General features: G+C 65.3%; 18 protein-coding genes. 5 read left to right on the plus strand and 13 right to left on the minus strand.

Features of this window, described 5'->3' with window-relative positions; genetic code table 11:
- Positions 1-153: 153 nt before the first annotated feature.
- Together IEX16_RS04720 and IEX16_RS04725 are read left to right on the plus strand one after the other, a co-directional pair.
- A complete protein-coding gene (locus tag IEX16_RS04720) occupies positions 154-351 on the plus strand; it encodes a DUF3606 domain-containing protein (RefSeq protein ID WP_188707084.1) in 198 nt (65 codons plus the stop codon).
- Positions 352-420: 69 nt separating this feature from the next.
- The gene (locus tag IEX16_RS04725) at positions 421-1,404 is read left to right on the plus strand and encodes an LLM class flavin-dependent oxidoreductase (protein WP_188707086.1); all 984 of its coding nucleotides are present in this window, start codon (positions 421-423) and stop codon (positions 1,402-1,404) included.
- 133 nt (positions 1,405-1,537) lie between these two features.
- Here the strand turns inward: IEX16_RS04725 and IEX16_RS04730 are convergent, their stop codons facing one another.
- From IEX16_RS04730 to IEX16_RS04740, 3 genes are all read right to left on the minus strand, one after another.
- A complete protein-coding gene (locus IEX16_RS04730; protein ID WP_373288276.1) occupies positions 1,538-1,963 on the minus strand; it encodes an FKBP-type peptidyl-prolyl cis-trans isomerase in 426 nt (141 codons plus the stop codon).
- 418 nt (positions 1,964-2,381) lie between these two features.
- Positions 2,382-3,152, minus strand: coding sequence for a hypothetical protein (locus tag IEX16_RS04735; protein ID WP_188707090.1), 771 nt, complete (start codon positions 3,150-3,152; stop codon positions 2,382-2,384).
- Positions 3,153-3,398: 246 nt separating this feature from the next.
- Positions 3,399-4,283 carry a LysR family transcriptional regulator gene (locus tag IEX16_RS04740; protein WP_188707092.1) on the minus strand — a complete coding sequence of 295 codons (885 nt, stop codon included), beginning with the start codon at positions 4,281-4,283 and terminating at the stop codon, positions 3,399-3,401.
- 96 nt (positions 4,284-4,379) lie between these two features.
- Between IEX16_RS04740 and IEX16_RS04745 the strand changes: the two genes are divergently transcribed.
- Positions 4,380-5,546: an Acg family FMN-binding oxidoreductase gene (locus IEX16_RS04745; RefSeq protein ID WP_229676171.1), complete on the plus strand. Its 1,167-nt coding sequence runs from the start codon at positions 4,380-4,382 to the stop codon at positions 5,544-5,546.
- A gap of 25 nt (positions 5,547-5,571) precedes the next feature.
- On the opposite strand, the gene IEX16_RS04750 is transcribed toward IEX16_RS04745, so the two are convergent.
- From IEX16_RS04750 to IEX16_RS04770, 5 genes are all read right to left on the minus strand, one after another.
- Positions 5,572-6,816 (minus strand): MFS transporter, encoded by a 1,245-nt coding sequence (locus IEX16_RS04750; protein WP_188707093.1) that lies wholly within the window; start codon positions 6,814-6,816, stop codon positions 5,572-5,574.
- Between the two features lie 7 nt (positions 6,817-6,823).
- Positions 6,824-7,330: a CinA family protein gene (locus IEX16_RS04755; RefSeq protein WP_188707095.1), complete on the minus strand. Its 507-nt coding sequence runs from the start codon at positions 7,328-7,330 to the stop codon at positions 6,824-6,826.
- Positions 7,327-7,863, minus strand: a complete 537-nt coding sequence (locus IEX16_RS04760; RefSeq protein WP_188707097.1) for a phosphatidylglycerophosphatase A family protein — start codon at positions 7,861-7,863, stop codon at positions 7,327-7,329. Before IEX16_RS04760 ends, IEX16_RS04755 begins: the two co-directional genes overlap by 4 nt.
- Before the next feature lie 79 nt (positions 7,864-7,942).
- On the minus strand, positions 7,943-8,821 hold the full coding sequence (locus IEX16_RS04765) for an alpha/beta fold hydrolase (RefSeq protein WP_188707099.1): 879 nt from the start codon (positions 8,819-8,821) through the stop codon (positions 7,943-7,945).
- A 7-nt stretch (positions 8,822-8,828) separates the two neighbouring features.
- The gene (locus tag IEX16_RS04770; RefSeq protein WP_188707101.1) at positions 8,829-9,752 is read right to left on the minus strand and encodes a LysR family transcriptional regulator; all 924 of its coding nucleotides are present in this window, start codon (positions 9,750-9,752) and stop codon (positions 8,829-8,831) included.
- Positions 9,753-9,881: 129 nt separating this feature from the next.
- Here IEX16_RS04770 and IEX16_RS04775 point away from each other — a divergent pair, with 129 nt between their 5' ends.
- Positions 9,882-10,064 (plus strand): hypothetical protein, encoded by a 183-nt coding sequence (locus IEX16_RS04775; protein ID WP_188707102.1) that lies wholly within the window; start codon positions 9,882-9,884, stop codon positions 10,062-10,064.
- A gap of 32 nt (positions 10,065-10,096) precedes the next feature.
- Here IEX16_RS04775 and IEX16_RS04780 read toward each other — a convergent pair whose 3' ends face one another.
- Positions 10,097-11,773: an FAD-dependent oxidoreductase gene (locus tag IEX16_RS04780; RefSeq protein ID WP_188707104.1), complete on the minus strand. Its 1,677-nt coding sequence runs from the start codon at positions 11,771-11,773 to the stop codon at positions 10,097-10,099.
- A gap of 2 nt (positions 11,774-11,775) precedes the next feature.
- Positions 11,776-12,756: a Bug family tripartite tricarboxylate transporter substrate binding protein gene (locus IEX16_RS04785; protein ID WP_188707106.1), complete on the minus strand. Its 981-nt coding sequence runs from the start codon at positions 12,754-12,756 to the stop codon at positions 11,776-11,778.
- A 121-nt stretch (positions 12,757-12,877) separates the two neighbouring features.
- Here IEX16_RS04785 and IEX16_RS04790 point away from each other — a divergent pair, with 121 nt between their 5' ends.
- Positions 12,878-13,804, plus strand: a complete 927-nt coding sequence (locus IEX16_RS04790; protein WP_188707108.1) for a LysR family transcriptional regulator — start codon at positions 12,878-12,880, stop codon at positions 13,802-13,804.
- Here IEX16_RS04790 and thiL read toward each other — a convergent pair.
- From thiL to IEX16_RS04805, 3 genes are all read right to left on the minus strand, one after another.
- Entirely contained in the window at positions 13,792-14,766 is a 975-nt protein-coding gene (gene thiL, locus IEX16_RS04795; RefSeq protein WP_188707110.1) for a thiamine-phosphate kinase, read from the minus strand. The genes IEX16_RS04790 and thiL overlap by 13 nt on opposite strands.
- A gap of 551 nt (positions 14,767-15,317) precedes the next feature.
- A complete protein-coding gene (locus tag IEX16_RS04800; protein ID WP_373288274.1) occupies positions 15,318-16,475 on the minus strand; it encodes a YbdK family carboxylate-amine ligase in 1,158 nt (385 codons plus the stop codon).
- Positions 16,468-17,727, minus strand: coding sequence for a cation:proton antiporter (locus IEX16_RS04805; protein ID WP_188707112.1), 1,260 nt, complete (start codon positions 17,725-17,727; stop codon positions 16,468-16,470). The genes IEX16_RS04800 and IEX16_RS04805 overlap by 8 nt, the downstream gene beginning before the upstream one ends.
- Positions 17,728-17,824: the final 97 nt, after the last annotated feature.

Here is a 17,824-nt window from a genome sequence, read left to right on the forward strand (position 1 = left end):
AGCGGCGTAACGCGAAGGGGTGCCGTGAAATGGTACACCGCCCCCCTGCAAAACCCGAGATTTTGTGCAATTCATGTGACATATTCCCCCGCATGCTGGAGGTGTCCACGTTGTCGGCGTATAAAAAAGGAATGTTTTCAATGGAGTCATGCCATGAGGACTCAGCCACCGCATCGGGCACCGGCAGACCGCCTGCGTGTCAATTTGTCTGACCCCTGGGAAGAGTTGTATTGGGGTGAAAAATTTGGCTGCACCAGCGAGCAGTTGCGTGCGGCGGTCGATGCAGTCGGGGTGCAGGTCTCCGACATTTGGGCCTGGCTGGCCAATTCCAGGCCCTCCCCGCTGCGTTGAGTCCGTCCCGCGCAGATGGCGGTGCCCTTCGGCCATTGATAAAGCGCCGGGGCGACCCATCTGAGCTGGATGATCCCTTTTTCCGTTCTTGACCTGTCCCCCATCGTGGAGGGCAGCGACGCCGCCCAGTCCCTGCGCAACACGCTTGATCTGGCCCAACATGCCGAGCGCTGGGGCTTCCAGCGCTACTGGCTGGCCGAGCACCACGGGATGGCCGGCATCGCGAGCGCCGCAACAGCAGTCGTGATGGCGCACGTGGCCGGCGGCACTTCGCGCATCCGCGTGGGCGCCGGCGGCATCATGCTGCCGAATCATTCGCCGCTGGTGATTGCCGAGCAGTTTGGCACGCTGGAGTCGCTGTTTCCCGGCCGCATTGACCTGGGCCTGGGCCGCGCGCCTGGTTCGGATCAGGCCACGGCACGCGCGCTGCGACGCGACCTGAATGCCAACCCCGATGAATTTCCGCAGGACGTGGTGGAGCTGATGCATTACTTCCAGCCGGTGACTGAGGGGCAGCGCGTGCGCGCCGTGCCCGGTGCCGGCCTGCAGGTGCCGGTGTGGATTCTTGGCTCCAGCCTGTTCGGCGCGCAGCTTGCGGCCCAGCTCGGTCTGCCATTTGCCTTTGCCTCGCACTTTGCGCCGGCGCAGATGATGCAGGCGATTGAGGTCTATCGCAGCCGCTTCCGGCCCTCGGCGCAACTGGACCGCTCGCATGTGATGCTGGGCTTCAATGTGTTTGCGGCCGACACCGACGAGCAGGCGCGGCTGCTGTCCTCGTCGATGCAGCAGGCGTTCGTGAACCTGCGCAGCGGCCGGCCTTCGCGCCTTCAGCCGCCGGTGGCGGGGTATGAAGAGCGACTGACGTCCCCCGAACGTGCGATCCTTGAGCAGACCCTGTCTTGTTCGGCTATCGGTTCGCCTGAGACGGTGCGGCGTGGCTTGCAGGCTTTTGTGGACCGCACCGGCGCGGACGAACTGATGATCACCTCGCAAATCTTCGACCACACAGCGCGCCTGCGCTCTTACGAGATCACGGCCGGCGTGCAGGGCTGAACCCTGCTACGCAGCGAGAAAAGCGGGGGCTCTCTTGTCAATCAGGGGCCGAGGATCTGGCTCTGCCCGTCCGCGGGCGCAGCAGTCCCTTCGGAGGGAGCTGCGCAGTACGCGAAGCGACAAGCGCGGGGGCCTATTTCTTGACTGAGAGGAGCTCGATCTCGAACTCCAGCGTGGCGTTGGGCGGAATCGCCCCGCCGGCGCCGCGTGCGCCGTAGGCAATCGCCGGCGGGCAGGTCAGTTTGGCCTTGCCGCCCACCTTCATTTTTTGCACGCCCTCGGTCCAGCAAGGGATCACGCGGTTCAGCGGAAACTCGGTCGGCTCGTTGCGTGAGTAGGAACTGTCGAACTCCTTGCCGCCCGGAAAGCGACCCCGGTAATGCACCTGCACCGTGTCGGAAGCGGCGGGGCTGGCGCCGCTGCCGTCCTTGAGCGAGCGGTAGACCAGCCCGCTGGCGGTTACCGAGGCGCCGGCCTCTTTGGCGGCCGTTGCGGCGGCATCGGACTGCGCCCAGGCAGCAGGCAAAAGACACAAAGACAAAACGCCGGTACAGAAAATGGATCGCACAATAACTCCTTGAAAATTCGCGAGGCCGCCGGGCGGTGGCCGATGCAAGCATGTTAGCGCTGCGCCCTAACCGCCAGCCGTGGAGGGCTATGTCTTTTCAAGCAGGCGCAGCGCCCCCTCGGGGCTGATGCCTGCGGCTTTGAACCTGTTTGAGCAGGTTCGGACAGGCATCAGAAGCGAAGCCTCTGGCGAGCGGCGGCCTGCAAGGTGCGGCGCAGTACGCGAAGCGACAAGCGTGGGGGCTCTGTTTTTCCGCCGGGCCGCCCCAAGGAAAAATGCCCCCTCGGGGGGCAGCGCAGTGCGCGAAGCGACAAGCGTGGGGGCTCTGTTTTTCCGCCGGGCCGCCCCAAGGAAAAATGCCCCCTCGGGGGGCAGCGCAGTGCGCGAAGCGACAAGCGTGGGGGCTCTATTACCTAGGCGCGCTTTTGAAGACATCCCGGTTTTCGTTCCACCAGGCATCGTCCACGCCTGCCATCAGCTTGTCGAAGGCAAAGGCTTTCTGGCTGATCACCAGCCGCGCCGCGCAGCGTCGCAGTGCATGAAAAGACTCTTCGGTGGCCGCCAGTGCCGGGCATTTGGCGCGAAGTCTTGCGTAGTAGTACGGCGGCCAGGTGCCCGTCGCATTGATGTCCTGCTCGCTCAACCAATAGACCTCCCCGCTGCTTCCCGACAGCCAGCGCTCGGTGAAGGGCAAGGGCAAACCTTGCTTGAGCGCATAACTGCGCAATTGGGACGGCAGCAGGTCGAAAGCCGACGGGGCATCCGCAGGCCGGTTGGCGTTGCTGTCGGCCAGCGCTGCAGGCGGCACGGCCCGCAGTCCGATCCTTCCCTCGGTCAGCATGCGCCAGGCGCCGGCCAGCCATACGAGGGCGCAGGGACCGGTACAACTGCTGCCCGCCGCCACGGTGTAGGGGTACAGCGGCGCCAACGTGTCGGCTAGCAACAAGGCTTCGCGGGTGTCGCCACCGGTGATTTTGAGTTCCACCCGGCCCAGACTGTGCCAGGCATCGGCCGGCCGGGCCTGCATCCATTGCACCAGCTTGCCGGTGTCGCCAGGCAGCAGCTCACCACTGAGCGTGATGCCGCGCGCCACACCGGCAAGCGGGTCATTGGGAAACGGGTTGCTGAGGTCCCACTGCAGCGCCTGCGCCCAGGGGTGCAGCAACAGGGGCAGCAGCACAGCCACCCGGCGGACGGCCCGGCCGACCCGCTGCCAAAACCTCTGTCGCCATGGCTGTAGCTGCATTCAATCCCTGTTCAGGCCGGCCTCCGCATCTGGAGTTGTCGCCGGAAAAATAAATGACACAACGCGCCCGTCTGACGCCTGCGCGATGACGCTCAACTTTACATCGCCGCCTGTTTGCACCCGTTGTGCCCCGCTGGTCACCTTGGGGCACGCCGAGGACAGCCGGTTCCGGCTTGCCGTTTACAAGGCCCTGGGCACGGCTTGGCTCAGGAAGTCATATACCGCGCGGATGCGGCGGCTGGTGCGGATCTCGCGGTGCACGGTCAACCAGATCGGGATGGGCGGCACCTTGACCATGGGGAGCAGGGGCACCACGTCTTTGTCGGTGACGGCCAGGTAGTCGGAGATAAAACCTATGCCCAGGCCGGCGCGCACCGCCTGCCAGCAGGCCAGCAGGTCGTCGCAGCGAAAGGCGAAAGACGAGCGTGTAACCGGAAGGCCGAAACCCGCCATGCCCTTGAGGATGGTTTCATCGCGGTCATTGCCCACCAGCTCATGATTCAGCAGATCCTGTAGCTGCCTGGGCGTGCCACGCCGCCGCAGGTAGTCGCGATGCGCGTAAGCGCCGAGGGTGACTTTCGCAATGCGTTTGACGACCAGGCTGGCTTGTCTGGGCTGCACCATGCGCAGCGCAATGTCGGCCTCGCGGCGCAGCAGGTTGCTGACGGCGTTGCTGGACACCAGTTCCACCTGAACCTCGGGCAGGGCCAACCGCATCTGTGCCAGGATGGGCGGCATCAGGTAACAGGCGACCGGCTGGCTGGCGCTGACGCGCACTGTGCCAGAGATGCCGGGCTCAAAGCCGGACACGCTGCGCGCCAGCTGGTTGGCACCGTTTTCCATGGCGCGCGCAGAGTCGGCCAGCTGCAGCGCCATCGGCGTGGCCAACAAGCCGCGTCCGGTGCGCTCGAACAGCAACACGCCGAGTTGCGCCTCCAGCTCGGCGATGTGCCTGCCGATGGTGGGCTGGGTGGCGCCCAGCGACCGCGCCGCGCCCAGCAGGCTGCCTTGCTCAAACGCCGCCAGGAAAGAGCGGACCAGGCGCCAGTCGAAGTCGTTATTCATTTTTGCATATCTGATGTGGACAGTTAAAGGATTGTCAAACAGGCGTTGCGTTTCCACAATCACCCATCGATACAATTTTTTATAAAGGAACGCAACATGATCAACCGCAGAAATTTTGTTCGCATCGCCGGCGGCGGCGTGGTGCTGGGTGCCACAGCCGGCCTCACCGCTTGTTCGTCCGCCTTTCCCGACGAAGCCGTCGCAGCCTGGAGCGGCCCCGCGGCCGGCACCACCGACGTGCGCCACTGGGTGCTGAGTTATGCCATCCTGGCACCGCATTCGCACAACCTGCAGTCCTGGCTGGTGGACCTGCGACAGCCGGGCGAGATCATGCTGTACTGCGACCTGAACCGGCTGCTGCCCGAGACCGATCCGCTGTCGCGCCAGATCATGATGAGCCAGGGCACATTTCTGGAGCTGCTGCACCTGGCCGCGCGGCAAAAAGGGATACGCGCCGACATCACCCTGTTCCCGCAGGGCGAATTCGGCCCGGCCACGCTGGACAAGCGGCCGGTTGCGCGCATTGTTCTGGCCGCAGATGCCGCCATCAAGCCGGACCCGCTGTTTGCCGAGATCCTCAAGCGCCACACCAACCGCGAGGCCTACGAAGCGCGCGAGCCTGCTGCGGCAGCCCTGCAGGCCATCGCTGCCAGCGTGGCGCCACACCCGGTGCGCACCGGTTTTGTCGGCGCTGCCCAGCCCGAGGCCCTGCAACAACACCGTGCGATTGCCCGCGAGGCCTGGCGCATCGAGCTGGTGACTCCGCGCACCATCATGGAATCGTTCAAAGTGCTGCGAGTGGGCCCGCGTGAGATTGCCGAGCACCGCGATGGCCTGAGCATCAATACGCCCATGGTGCGCGCACTGACGGCACTGGGCCTGTTTGACCGCAGCAAGGCACCGGGCCCGGACGACTCCGCCACCACCGGGCAGATCAAGAGCTTCAATGAAAAGATCGCCGCCACACCGGCATTTTTCTGGATGGTGACCGAGGGCAACGACCGCAAGACACAGGTCAACGCCGGCCGGGCCTACGCCCGCGCGCAGCTCGCGGCCACCGTCCAAGGCCTGGTCATGCAGCCGCTATCGCAAGCCTTGCAGGAGTACCCGGAACAGGCCAAGCCGTATGCGGACATCCATACCCTGCTGCAGTCACCAGCGCCGCGTTACACAGTGCAAATGTGGACGCGGCTGGGGTATGCGCCTGCGGTGGGCCCGTCGCCGCGCCGCGGTTTGCAGGCCCACCTCATCCAAAGCGCGTGAGCATGGGTGATGCGCAGCCTGCCGGTCAGGCCGCGCCCGTCTGGGTTTTCGCCGGCCTGAGCGTACGCCTCAACAAAAACAGCACCACCCCGAAGTTCAGCAGGTTCCAGGCGATGCCATTGAAAAAAGCGGCGTCGTAGGAGCCGGTTAGGTCAAACACCTTGCCCGACATCCAGCCGCCCAGCGCCATGCCGAGCATGGTGAACATGATGACGGTGCCGACGCGGGCACCAGCCTCGGCAGCGGGAAAATGCTCGCGAACGATGATGGCGTAACTCGGCACAATGCCGCCCTGAAACAGGCCGAACATGGCCGAGATCACATACAACGAGACCATGCCGTCAAAGGGAATGAACAGCATGAGAGCGACCGTCTGTAATGCCGAGCCGAGCAGCAGCGTACGCAAGCCGCCTATGCGGTCACAGATGGCGCCGGAGATCAGCCGGCTCACAATGCCGCAGGCCAGCATCAGCGACAGCATCTCGGCGCCGCGCGCCGCGCCAAAGCCGAGGTCGCTGCAATAGGCCACGATGTGCACCTGCGGCATGGACATGGCCACGCAGCAGGACAAACCGGCCACACACAGCAGCGCCTGCGCCTGGCCCAGACTCAAGTTGAAAGGCCGGTCGCTGGCGGCGACACCGCGCAGATTGACCGGCGCCAAAGCCAGTGCCGGCGGGCGCTGCCGCATCAGCTGGGCCAGCCCGAACATCGCCAGGCTGCAAAACGCGGCCAGCCCCCAGTAGGTCTGGCGCCAGCCCACACTTTCAACAAAGTGCTGGATGATGGGCGGCCAGAGGGCGCCGCCCAGGTAGTTGCCGCTGGCGCACACCGCCACCGCAATGCCGCGGCGCCGCGCAAACCACAGCGAGGTGTCCGCCAGCAAGGGCGAAAACGTAGCCGAGCTGCCGAGCAGGCCAATCAAAAGCCCGTGCGCCAGCGCAAACAGCCAGACGCTTCCTGACATGGCCGCGGCGGCGAAACCCAGGCCCATGCCAACAGCGCCCAAACGCAGCGGCACCGCAACACCGAAGCGATCGGCGAGCCGGCCCATGAGCACGCCGCCTATGCCGAACCCGATCATCAGCAAGGTGTAGGGCAAGGCAGCGTCGGCACGCGGTACACCAAAATCGGCCTGCACTGCAGGCAAGACAACCGGCACCACATACATGCCGGCAGCACCGACGGTCATCAGCGCCAGCGTCACCATCAGGCGGCGCCAAGCCGTGGCGGAATCAATCAGTTCGGCAGCAGCAGGTACGCTACGCATGCCCGGTTCAGCCCAGCAGTTGCACCAGCCGCTGCAGCGCATGCTGCACGGTGGCAAGACGCACGGCAGCGCGGTCACCGCCGAAGTGTTTGACCTCGCTGCTGAGCCGGCCGTCGACCATGAAGCCGAACCAGACCGTGCCGACAGGTTTGGTGCGGCTGCCGCCGGTGGGGCCGGCAACACCGGTGACGGCCACCGCCACCTGCGCTTTGGAGTGCATGATCGCGCCCTGCACCATGGCGCGTACCACCTCTTCGCTGACGGCGCCGTGCGCGGTAATCACTGCCGCATCCACGCCCAACAGCTCGCGCTTGGCCTCGTTGGAGTAGGTCACAAAACCGCGCTCGAACCAGGCGCTGGAGCCGGCCAGGTCGGTGCAGGCGGCCGAGATCAAACCGCCGGTGCAGCTCTCAGCTGTGGCCAGCAACCAGTCTTTCTTGAGCATCAAATCGGCCAGTCGCCCACGAAGATCAGGCGCAGACAGCTCCTCTTTTGATAGCAAATGTGGATTCACCAAAACCTCCAGGCGGCAATCACGAGCAGGGTGCAAAAGGCCGCGGCAAGGTCGTCGAGCATGATGCCGAAGCCGCCGCGCCAGCCAAATCCCTTGAAGTGTTTGTCGGCCCAGGCCGTCGGGCCGAACTTCACTGCGTCGAAAAATCGAAACAGCACAAAAGCCACCAGTTGGCCCCACAGCCCTGCCGGGGTGATCAGCCAGAGGATCAGCCAGAAGGCGACCACCTCGTCCCAGACGATGCTGCCGGGATCGGCGACGCCCATGTTTTTTGCAGTGAGGGTAGCGGCCCACCAGCCCAGCAGGGCCGCCGCCGCAATCAGCAAGCCCATCTGCAGCGGGCTGAACCACGGCGCCATCAGCACAAAGGCCAACCAGGCCCACAAGGTGCCCGCCGTGCCAGGCGCCACCGGACTCAGGCCAGCGCCGAAACCCAGCGCGACCAGGTGCGCCGGGTGCCCGAGCATGAAACGCGCGCTAGGCCGGCGCGGCGCGGCGGTGGGCTTGCCGGACGGCATTGGCGAAGGGTTCATCGGTGTCATCAGTGTTGAAGAAAAATCGGGCTCTAGCCCATAGAGGATAAGCGCAAGTAGCTATGTTTTTGATAGTAAATCAGAGTCGTGGCGGTTCATCCAGCAAGGCGAGCAGCAGCGCGTCAAAGGCTTCGGCCTGCTCGAACTGCACCCAGTGGCCGGCGCCCTCGACCCAGTGCATGCCGCGAAAATCCGGCGCGGCCTGCAGCGCCGGCGCCAGCGCCTCCAGCCGCTGGCGGTAGAGCGCATCTTCGCGGCCGTAAATCGCATGCACCGGGCAGGACACGCTGGCCAGCGCGCGCGCCAGGATGTCGGTGTAGGCCAGCCGCCGGCCTTTCATGCGGTCGAGCAGCGTGTTGTCGGTATGCAGGCGCAGTGCCAGCGCGGTGATGGCTTCAGGCCGGTGCAGCATCAGTGCCGCCAGGTTGCTGCGGTGCACGGCCTCGCGTTCGGCCGGGTCGGACAGGTGCCGCCATGCCGTGAGCGTGATGGTGTTGCGCGACGCGATGCCCAGCCCGGGCGAGGCGACCAGCACCAGGCGCGCAGCGCGCGCCGGAAACTGCGCGGCCAGCAAACCGGCGACCATACCGCCGAAGGAAAAAGCCACCATGTCGCAGGCGCCTTCGCCGAGCAACACACGCAGGCCGGCCTCGACCGGTTCTGGCAGCGCGTCGGCGTCGCGGCCCTGCGGCGGCAGTGCCGAATCACCGAACCCCGGCAGGTCGGCGGCCAGCACCTCGCGCCCGCTGCGAAGCAGGGAATCGATGTTCAGCAACCAGTGGGTCCAGCTGCCGCTGCCGCCGTGCAGCAGTACCACGGGCGGGTGTTTCCTCGCCATGGCAGGCGACCAGCGGTGCCAGACCATATGGCCGTCGCCGCAGGAGGTTTCGAGGCGGTTGGCACTCGCCAGCAGGCGCTGGACTTCGGGGCACGGTGCGCTGGACGCGGTGGCTTGCATCAGGGGGTTATACCTGCACCACGGGCTGAACGCCTTCGGCCTGGGCAAACCAAGCGGCCCAGTGGTCGATGCAGGCCCTGATCTTGGGCAGGCGGTGCCGGCTTGTCAGCGTGACCGCGTAAATCGGGCTGGGCTGCTCGTCGACAAAGTCGGGCAGCACCGGCACCAGCCGCCCTTGCCGCACCAGGGGCTCGGCCACCAAGGTGGCAAAACGCGAAATGCCTAAGCCATGCAGCGCCATCTGCGCAGTGATGCCGGTGCTGCCGGAACGCCACTGCCCCTCCGCCAGCACTATGTTGGGCTCGCCCTTGACGATGAAAGGCCAGCGGTTGAGCATGGTCACCGCGCTGTTGGTAATCAGGCGGTGCTGGTGCAGCTCGTCCGGATGCCGGGGTATGCCGTGGGCCTGCAGGTAGCCGGGCGTGGCGTACAGCCTGCGGCCCAGCGTGCCGAGTTGCCGCGCCACCACCGTGTCGCTCGGCGGCGCGCCGGTGCGGATGGCGATGTCGATGTCGTCGTGCGCCATGTCCACCAGCCTGTCCTCGACCTGCAGTTCCACGCAAAGCCTCGGGTGCTGCGCGTGCAGGCTCTCGAAACTCGGGATCAGCAGGTACTCGGCCACCACCGTGCTGGCCGCAACGCGCACCCAGCCGCCGGCCTGGCGCGATTGGCTGGCAAACTCGCCCTCCAGTTCGTCCAGCGTGCCGGTCAGGCGCCGGCAGTACTGCAAAAAAGTCTGGCCTTCGGCGGTTGTTGCCAGGCCATGGGTGGAGCGGTGGATCAGCCGGGTGCCGCAGGCTTTTTCGATGCGCAGCAGCGCGCGCGAGACATGGCTTACCGGAACATCGCGCTCGCGCGCCACGGCCGATAGGGTGCCAAGCTCGGCCACGCGGGCAAACAGGGGCATGTCGTCGAAGCTGAGGTCGCGCATGGCCTGATGGTAACCAGCCGCGAACGTTCCTGCCTTTGCAGCAAATGCAAAACCCAATTGCGTCCAGCGCTGTTTCCCGCGGGACAGGCCTTGCCTACAGTGGCCTGCACAGCAACGAAAGGACCCGCCATGTACAGCGATCTCCACCACGACAGCTACCAGCGCCTGCACGATGCAGCGAAGTACCAGGCCGCGGCCTTGCGCCGGCAGGCGATCAGCCATTTCTGGCGCCAGCTGGGCCAGGCCTTCCGGTGCGGGCTGCAGGCCCTGCGCTGCCCGGCAAAGCGGCTGCAGCTCCCCCGCGGGGCCTGAGACGCCTCCTTGCGAGATTTTCGGCGTGTGGATCAGGTGGTTTGGCGCATGGCCTCGCGTCCCGCCCCGCGCAACAGGTCGACCAGTGCGGCCGGATCGGCGGGGATCCGGTCACCACGCCAGACAACGTGCTGGTCCGCACGGCACAGCACCAGGGCATGCCGGTAGGCCTCGGGAAGGTCCTGGGCATCAACATCGAGTAGCGTGAGCGGCAGCTTGCGAGCTTGGGCAGCCAGCTCCAGTGCCGTGACATCGACGGCCCCGTCAAAGCGCAGCAGGGTGTAGCCCGACCCGAAGGCGTCGTACAGCGAACGCCCGTCCGGCAGCCAGAAATGCGGCGCGCGGCAACCCGGCACCGTGGACGGCGTGAAGCTGCCCATGGAATAGGCGGGCGGCGCCTCACCGTCGTCGGTCAGGATCGGGGAGTTGCTGTAGAAGTAGCCGAAGTTCAGCCCGGCGCAGCAGAACTGCTGGACATTAAGCTCGTAGGCTTCCTGGCCGATGCCGGCCCGCACGGCCTCGCCTTCTGTACCGGGCGCCTCGATGTTGGCCGGAACAGCGCGCCTGGCCTTGATCATTTTCTGGGCATGGTCCATCGCAAACTGCGACACCTGGGCGGTGATCGGCTGGCGCTCCACCTCGTAGGCGTCCAGCATGGCTTCCTCGCCCCAGCCCTGCAGGCGCGCGGCGAGCAGCCAGGACAGGTTGATGGCGTCGGCAATCCCGGCGTTCATGCCATAACCGGCGTAGGGCACCCACAGATGTGCGGCATCGCCCGCCAGGAAAACATGGCGGTCGCGGAAGCGGTCCGCCACCAGCCGGCGGCCGACCCAGTCTTCCTTGCTCAGGATGTCATAGCGGAAATCCGCATCGACGCCGAGGATGTCGCGGATGGACTGGTCGCGGTCCACCGAATCGAACTCGGGCTCGTCCGCATTGAGGTGGTTGTGCACTAGCCAGGTTTCCCGGCCGTCGATCGCAAACATGGTGCCGCAGCGGCGCGGGTTCATCGCGTAACAGGACCAAGCCGGCTTGCCGGGGATCATGGCCGCGAGTTGCGGCGCGCGGATGTAAGTGGACTGCACGCGCTGGATCACGGCCGTGCCTTCTAGCTTGGCGCCCATCTGCTTGCGCACCGACGAGCTGCCGCCGTCGCAGCCGACCATGTAGCGGCAGCGGATGCGGCGTGAAGTGCCGCTGTCCAGGTCGGTCGCCAGCGCGGTAACGCCGGCCGCATCCTGGGTGAAGCTGGCGACCTGGGTGCGGTTGAGCAGCGTCACTTGCGGCAGCGCGGCAGTGTGCTCCAGCAGGATGGGCTCGAGGTAAATCTGGTTGATGCGGTGCGGCGGCTCCGGCGTGGGCCACCAGCCGTCCGGTCCGGCGGTATCGCTGTAACGGTCCTGCCGGCACGGAATAGGAATGCGCGTGAGCTCGATGCCGGTCACACTGGTGCGGAACACCACGTCGTTCGGGTAATCCGCCGGCAGGCCGGCGTCGCGCAGCTTGTGCGCCACGCCGAGCCGGCGAAACTGCTCCATGGTGCGCGCGGCCACATGGTTGCATTTGACATTCGGCGGTTCGGCATACGGCCGGATCTCGGCGATCACCACAGAGATGCCGCGCGAGGCCAGGTCCATGGCCAAGGTCAGGCCCACCGGGCCGGCGCCGACGATCAGCACATCGGTGTTGAGGTCTTCAGGCAGTTTCATGCTCAGTCCAGCTTGGTGCCTGAGATTTTGATGACCCTGGCCCACTTCACGGTTTCGGACTTGATGTAGGCTTCAAAGTCGGCGGCCGTGCCCGGCGCCGGCTCGACGCCGAGGTTGCGCATACTCGCCTTGATTTCGTTGTCGTGAAGCGCCGCCGTGATCTCCGCATTCAGGCGGGCAATCACCGGCGCAGGTGTACCGGCCGGCGCCACCACGCCAAACCAGCCGGTGGAGTCATAACCGGTGAGCCCGCTTTCGGACACCGTCGGCACATCAGGCAGCGTCGGCAGGCGTTGCGGGCTGGTCACCGCATAAGCGATCAGCTTGCCGGCCTTGATGTGTTGCAGGGCCGACGGCAGGTCAACGATGGCCAGTGGAACCTGGCCTGCCAGCACGTCGAGGGCGGCCGGGCCGGAGCCGCGATAGGGGACTTCCACAAACTGGGTGCCTGACATCTGGCCGAACAGTTGGGCCGACAGGTGCATGGCCGTGCCGTTGCCGCCGTGGCCGATGGAAAGCTTGCCGGGGGTCGCCTTCGCCAGCGTGATCAGATCGCGCTGGGTTTTGGCGGTCACGGAAGGGTGGCCGATCAGCACAAAGGGAATCGCGGCCAGCATGGTTACCGGACGGAAATCCTTGACCGGGTCGAAAGGCATCTGGGCGTACAGGCTGATATTGGCCGAAAGGCCGCCTGCCGCGCCGACGCCCAGGGTGTAGCCATCGGCGGGCGCCCGCGCCACCGCCGTCAGGCCGATGTTCCCGCCGGCGCCGGGCCGGTTGTCCACCACCACCTGCTGGCCGAGTTTTTCGTTGAGTCGTGGCACCAGCATGCGCACCACCACATCGGTGCTGCCGCCGGGCGGGAAGGTCACGACCATGCGAATGGGTTTGTTCGGGTAGTCGGCGGTTTGTGACTGGGCGGCGCCGGCCAGGACGCTCAGGCCGGCGGTCAGTGCCAGCAGGCTGCGGGCTAGAGTTTTCATGATGTCTGTCTCCTGGAGGTTGGGCATGTCAGGCTGGATCTGCTGTCAAGACCCACCCATTGGAGCGCAGCGTGATTCATTCGCATAACGATAAATTACGAATGATTTATGATTTTGTTTCATGAATACATCCTTCATGCCAACCTTGCGACAACTGCGTGCTTTTGTCGCCGTCTACCAGCTGGGCAAACTCAGTGCGGCAGCCGAGCAGCTGTTCGTCACCCAGTCGGCCATCAGCGTGCTGATCCGCCAGATGGAGCAGGCCCTGGGCGTGCGTCTGTTCGACCGCACCACGCGCTCGCTGCAGCCGACCCAGGCTGCCAGGGAGGCGCTGGTGGTGGCCGAACGCATCCTGCGCGATGTCGAGTCCCTGGGCAGCAGCTTTCGCGATCTGAGCGGCCTGCGGCGCGGGCGCGTTTGTGTGGCTGTGACTCCGACACTGGCCGTCTTTATGATGCCGCCGGTGATCCGCCGGTTCGCAGCCCTGCATCCGGAGATACGTGTGGTGGTGGACGACTGCGCCCCGGACCAGTTCATGTCACGGGTGATCGGGGAGCATGTGGATTTCGGTATTGGCACGCCGGAGAAAATGCTGGCCGATGCGGATATCCGGACGCTGGTGCATGACCAATTGAGCCTGGTCTGCCGGCCCGACCATGTGCTTGCCGGACAAAGAGTGGTGCGCTGGGCCGACCTGGCGGGACATCCTGTGATCACGGTGCGCCCCGGCTACGGTATCCGCCCGATGATCGACGCCACCGCCGCTGGCGCGGGCGTCTCGCTGAACGTGGTCAACGAGGTGTCCTTCCTGTCCACTGCGCTGTGGATGACGGCCAGCGGAATGGGCGCCTCCATCATGCCCTCGGCGTTCGCCATCCATGGCGCCGAGCCTGGCATGGTGATCAAGACCCTGTCGCAACCGCGCGTGTCGCGCGACATTTCGGTGGTGACCAAACGTGGCCGGTCCCTGTCGGCAGCCGCCAGCAGTTTTGTCGAGGTAATGGTTGCAGTGCTCGGCAAAGCCGGTGCACGCGCTCAGGCGAAGTGATCGAAAGAGGCGAAGTTGCCGCTGACCCGCTGGCCGGCGGCGTCCATCAGGCGCAGGCCGGGCGCGCTTTCGATATTGCCGATGCAAGTGACTGGTGTGCGCGCCTCCAGCGCGGCTGCTTCCACTGCGGCGCGCGCTGACACCGGCGCGGTGAAGGCGAGTTCGTAGTCGTCGCCGCCGGCCAGCACGCAGGCCAGCCGCGCTTCGTGGTGAAAAACACCTTGCGCCACGCGTCCATCCACATCCCCTGCCAGCAAATCAACAGCGATGGCGGTGTCAATGCGCGCACCCACCTGCGCGGCCCGGAGAATGTGCCCCAGGTCGCCGATCAAACCATCGCTGATGTCAATGGCCGCACTGGCAACGCCGCGCAGCGCCATGCCCAGCGCCACACGCGGCGACGGCTGCTCCAGGCGGATGCGCGCGGCGGCCATCCAGCCGGGCGGCAGTGTGATGTTGCCGCGCAATGCCTCCAACGCCAGCCGGGCGTCGCCCAGCGTGCCGCTGACATACACATCGTCGCCAGCGCGCGCGCCCGAGCGCAGCAACGCCTGGCCATGCGGTACCTCGCCAAACACCGTGATGCAGATGTTGAGCGGCCCCTGCGTGGTGTCGCCGCCGACCAGTTCGCAGCCGTGTTCATCGGCCAGCGCAAACAGCCCGCGCGAAAAGGCGGCGAGCCAGGCTTCATCGGCGCGCGGCAGCGCCAGTGCCAGTGTGAAGGCCAACGGCTGCGCACCACAGGCGGCCAGGTCACTGAGGTTGACGGCCAGCGCCTTGTGGCCCAGCGTGGAGGGATCAACATCAGCGAAAAAATGCCGGCCCTCGACCAGCATGTCGCTGGAGATGGCCAATTGCATGCCGGTGGCCGGCTGCAGCAGCGCGCAGTCGTCGCCGATGCCGAGCACGGCGCGGCTGGTGGGGCGCTGGAAGTAACGCGCGATCAGGTCGAATTCACCCATGGGGGGAGCATAACGGCTCAGTGGTGCCGTCGCTGGAATTGTTATCCCGGACTTGATCCGGGATCCATGTTTGTTGGCTACTTCAGCTTGTTCTGGTTTGTGTTTGCCTGTAGGCCGGGGGTTGGCCGGCGGCAAGTAACTTTCTTTTGCTTCGCCAAGAGAAAGTAAGCAAAGAAAAGGCGACCCGATGGTCCGGGTCCCTGCGCTTCGCTACGGGCAACCTGCGGTGCTCGCCGAAAACGGGGTCGAGCTCGAACTCGCTTCGCTCAGACAATCGCTCGCCCTGATCCGTTTTCGGCTCCGCTCCTCGGCCCAGCCCGACGGGTGGGTAAAAGATCAATACCGAAGTCAATCCGGAGTCGAAGAAGCGCGTAGCGCTTCTTCGACGGGAATCCCAAGCGGCAGTCATGTTTGCACGCGAGCGCAGCGCACGCGGCCAAATGAAGTCCCCCTCCATCGCCCAGCGGGGCGAGGGAGGGGTTAGGGGTGGGAGTGGGGAGTTGAAACTACTGTTCAACACAGACCTCTGGCGCAGCGTGAGGTTGTCACCGTCAAACCGGTAATCCCCGAAACTTCAGCGCCGCTTGCCGAATCACTTCAGCCAGCAGCTTTTCCTTGCCCTGCAACTCGCGCAACCAGCGCGCATCATTGTTCGACAGCTCGACGCTGCTGCGCAGCAGGTGGATGCCGCTGCTGGCGCCCAGCGGTCCGGCATGCGGGCCGAGTTTGTCCATGGTCATCAGGATGTGGTCGCGCAGCGCCATGTGCTCGCCGGTGGCCGGGTCCACGTAGACCGCCTCCAGTCCGAAGCGACATGCCTGGAAGCGGTTGTAGGTATAGACCAGGTAATCGTCCTCGGTCGGCATGAAGGGCTGGTCGTTCATGAACCAGGAGGCAAGTGATTGCACATACCCCGATAGCGCAGCGGCGCGGCCCACCGTCAGCGGTGTGTCGAAAACGCGGATCTCGATGGTGCCGAACTCCGGCTTGGGCCGGATGTCCCAGTAGAAGTCCTTCATGCTGCGGACCACACCGGTGCGCGTCATCTTCTCGAAGTACACCGTGAAGTCGTCCCAGGTCAGGGCCAGCGGGGCGCGGCCCGACAGCGGAAAGGCGAAAACCGAGTTCAGCCGTGCGGAGTCAAAGGCCGTGTCCTGCCCTTGCACATAAGGGCTGGAGGCCGACAGTGCGATGAAGTGCGGAATATAGCGCGACATGCGGTGCAGGGTCAGCAGCGCCGTATCGGCATCAGGGCAGCCCACATGCACATGCTGGCCAAAAATCGTGAACTGCTTTGACAGGTAGCCGTAGAGCTCGGACAGCTCGCGAAAGCGTGGCTTGTCGTAAATGCGGCGCTCATGCCACTGCTGGAAGGGGTGGGTGCCACCGCCGACCACGGCGATGTTCAGCTTGTCGGCACTTTTGACCAGCGCGTCGCGAATCTGCGTGAGCTGGCCCAGCACTTCGGACGAGGACTGGCAGACACCGGTGGAAATCTCGATCATGCTCGATGTCATTTCCGGCACGACGCTGCCAGGCAACGGAACCTTGTCCATCAGGCGAAGCATGTCTTCGGCATAAGGGGCCAGGTCGTAGTCGTGGGTGTTGACGAGTTGCAGTTCGAGCTCGACGCCCAGTGACAGCGCCGCCGACTTCTGAAATGGCTCCAGCCCGCCTGGCGCCAGCGGCGGCGCAGTGTGCTTAGTCACGGAGGTCTCCTGCGGATGAGGTGTTGAAGGGCCGGGGGCTCCAGGGTTTGGAGCTTTCACCGGCGCGGTAGATGGCAAAGGTGGCCAAAATGGCGCCCAGCACTTCCATCAGCAAAATCGCCGGCAGCGCAATGCTGGCAATGCGCGGACCGAGCGAGGCCGAGGCAGCCACAAACTGCGACACCAGCAGCAGCGCGACTGACGACATCGGCGACATCGCGCAGCCGACCCACAGGGCTTGTTTCCAGCTCGCGCCGCTGCCTACATTGCCGAGCGCCACGCCCATGATTTTGGCCAGAGCCCTTGCCGCGACCAGCGCCAGCACCATGCCTGCGACCGGGCCGCTCCAGTCGGCCTGCGCAGCCACCACGGACACCAGCACAAACATCAGCATGGTCAGCATGGCCGAGGCGGTGCCCATCTGGCGTGGCCAGGACCAGGGCCGCGGATTGAGTTGCTTGAGCAGCATGCCGCCCAGCAACGCAGCCAGCGGTGCCGAGCCGCCAAAATGCGCGGCCAGCGCGGCGCCGGCGGCGATCACGGCCAGCAGCAAGATGGCGGTGTTCTCGCTGGTCGGGCTCATCACGCGCAATGCCGAACGCAGCGCCAGCGCCAGGCCCGCGCCCACTGCCACCGACAAACCCAGCACCACGGCCACCGGGTACAAGGTGTCGGTCAGGCTCTGCTCGCCGCGGCCCATCATGCCGGCCCTGGCGCTGCAAAGCGTCAACGCGTACAGCGTGCTCAGGGTGGACAGCACCATGGCCCGCTCGGTCACCGGGCCCGAGGCTCGGGTGTCCATGACCACGCGCGAGAGCACGGCCGGCGACGCGGCCATGGCTAGCAGCGCCAGCGGCTCGGCGACCACTTCGCGCATGCCGAAAAAAGTCAGCGACCAATAAACCATAAAAAAGGTCAAAGTCGACTCAGCCAGGCTTTGTACCAACACCATCGGGTTGTGACGGAACCAGCGCAAGGGGATGCGGCCCCCGGCTTCAAACAGCACGACCGCCACGCCGAGTTCGAGCAGGAACAGCCCGATACCCTGCAATGGCCAGACCGCGCCAGTAAACCCCGCCAGGCCCGCAAAGCCGCCCACCACTGAATAACCGACGACCTTCGGGATGCCGGCAAACCGCTGCACCAAGTGACCGGTCAGGGCTGCCAACGCCAGCAAGATGGACCACTGAACAGTGGGCAAACCCGCAGAGGGCTTGATCCATTCGGCCCAGATGGCCATGACTTCGTTCATGGGTGGGTCTCCGCTGATGATTGATGGGGTGGATGCAAGTCCGTCGCCGAAAACGGGGACGGAGTGTTCGATGGGACAGGCCGGCAATACGGCGTAA

This window comes from Polaromonas eurypsychrophila (assembly GCF_014641715.1).
Taxonomy (GTDB): Bacteria; Pseudomonadota; Gammaproteobacteria; order Burkholderiales; family Burkholderiaceae_C; genus Polaromonas; species Polaromonas eurypsychrophila.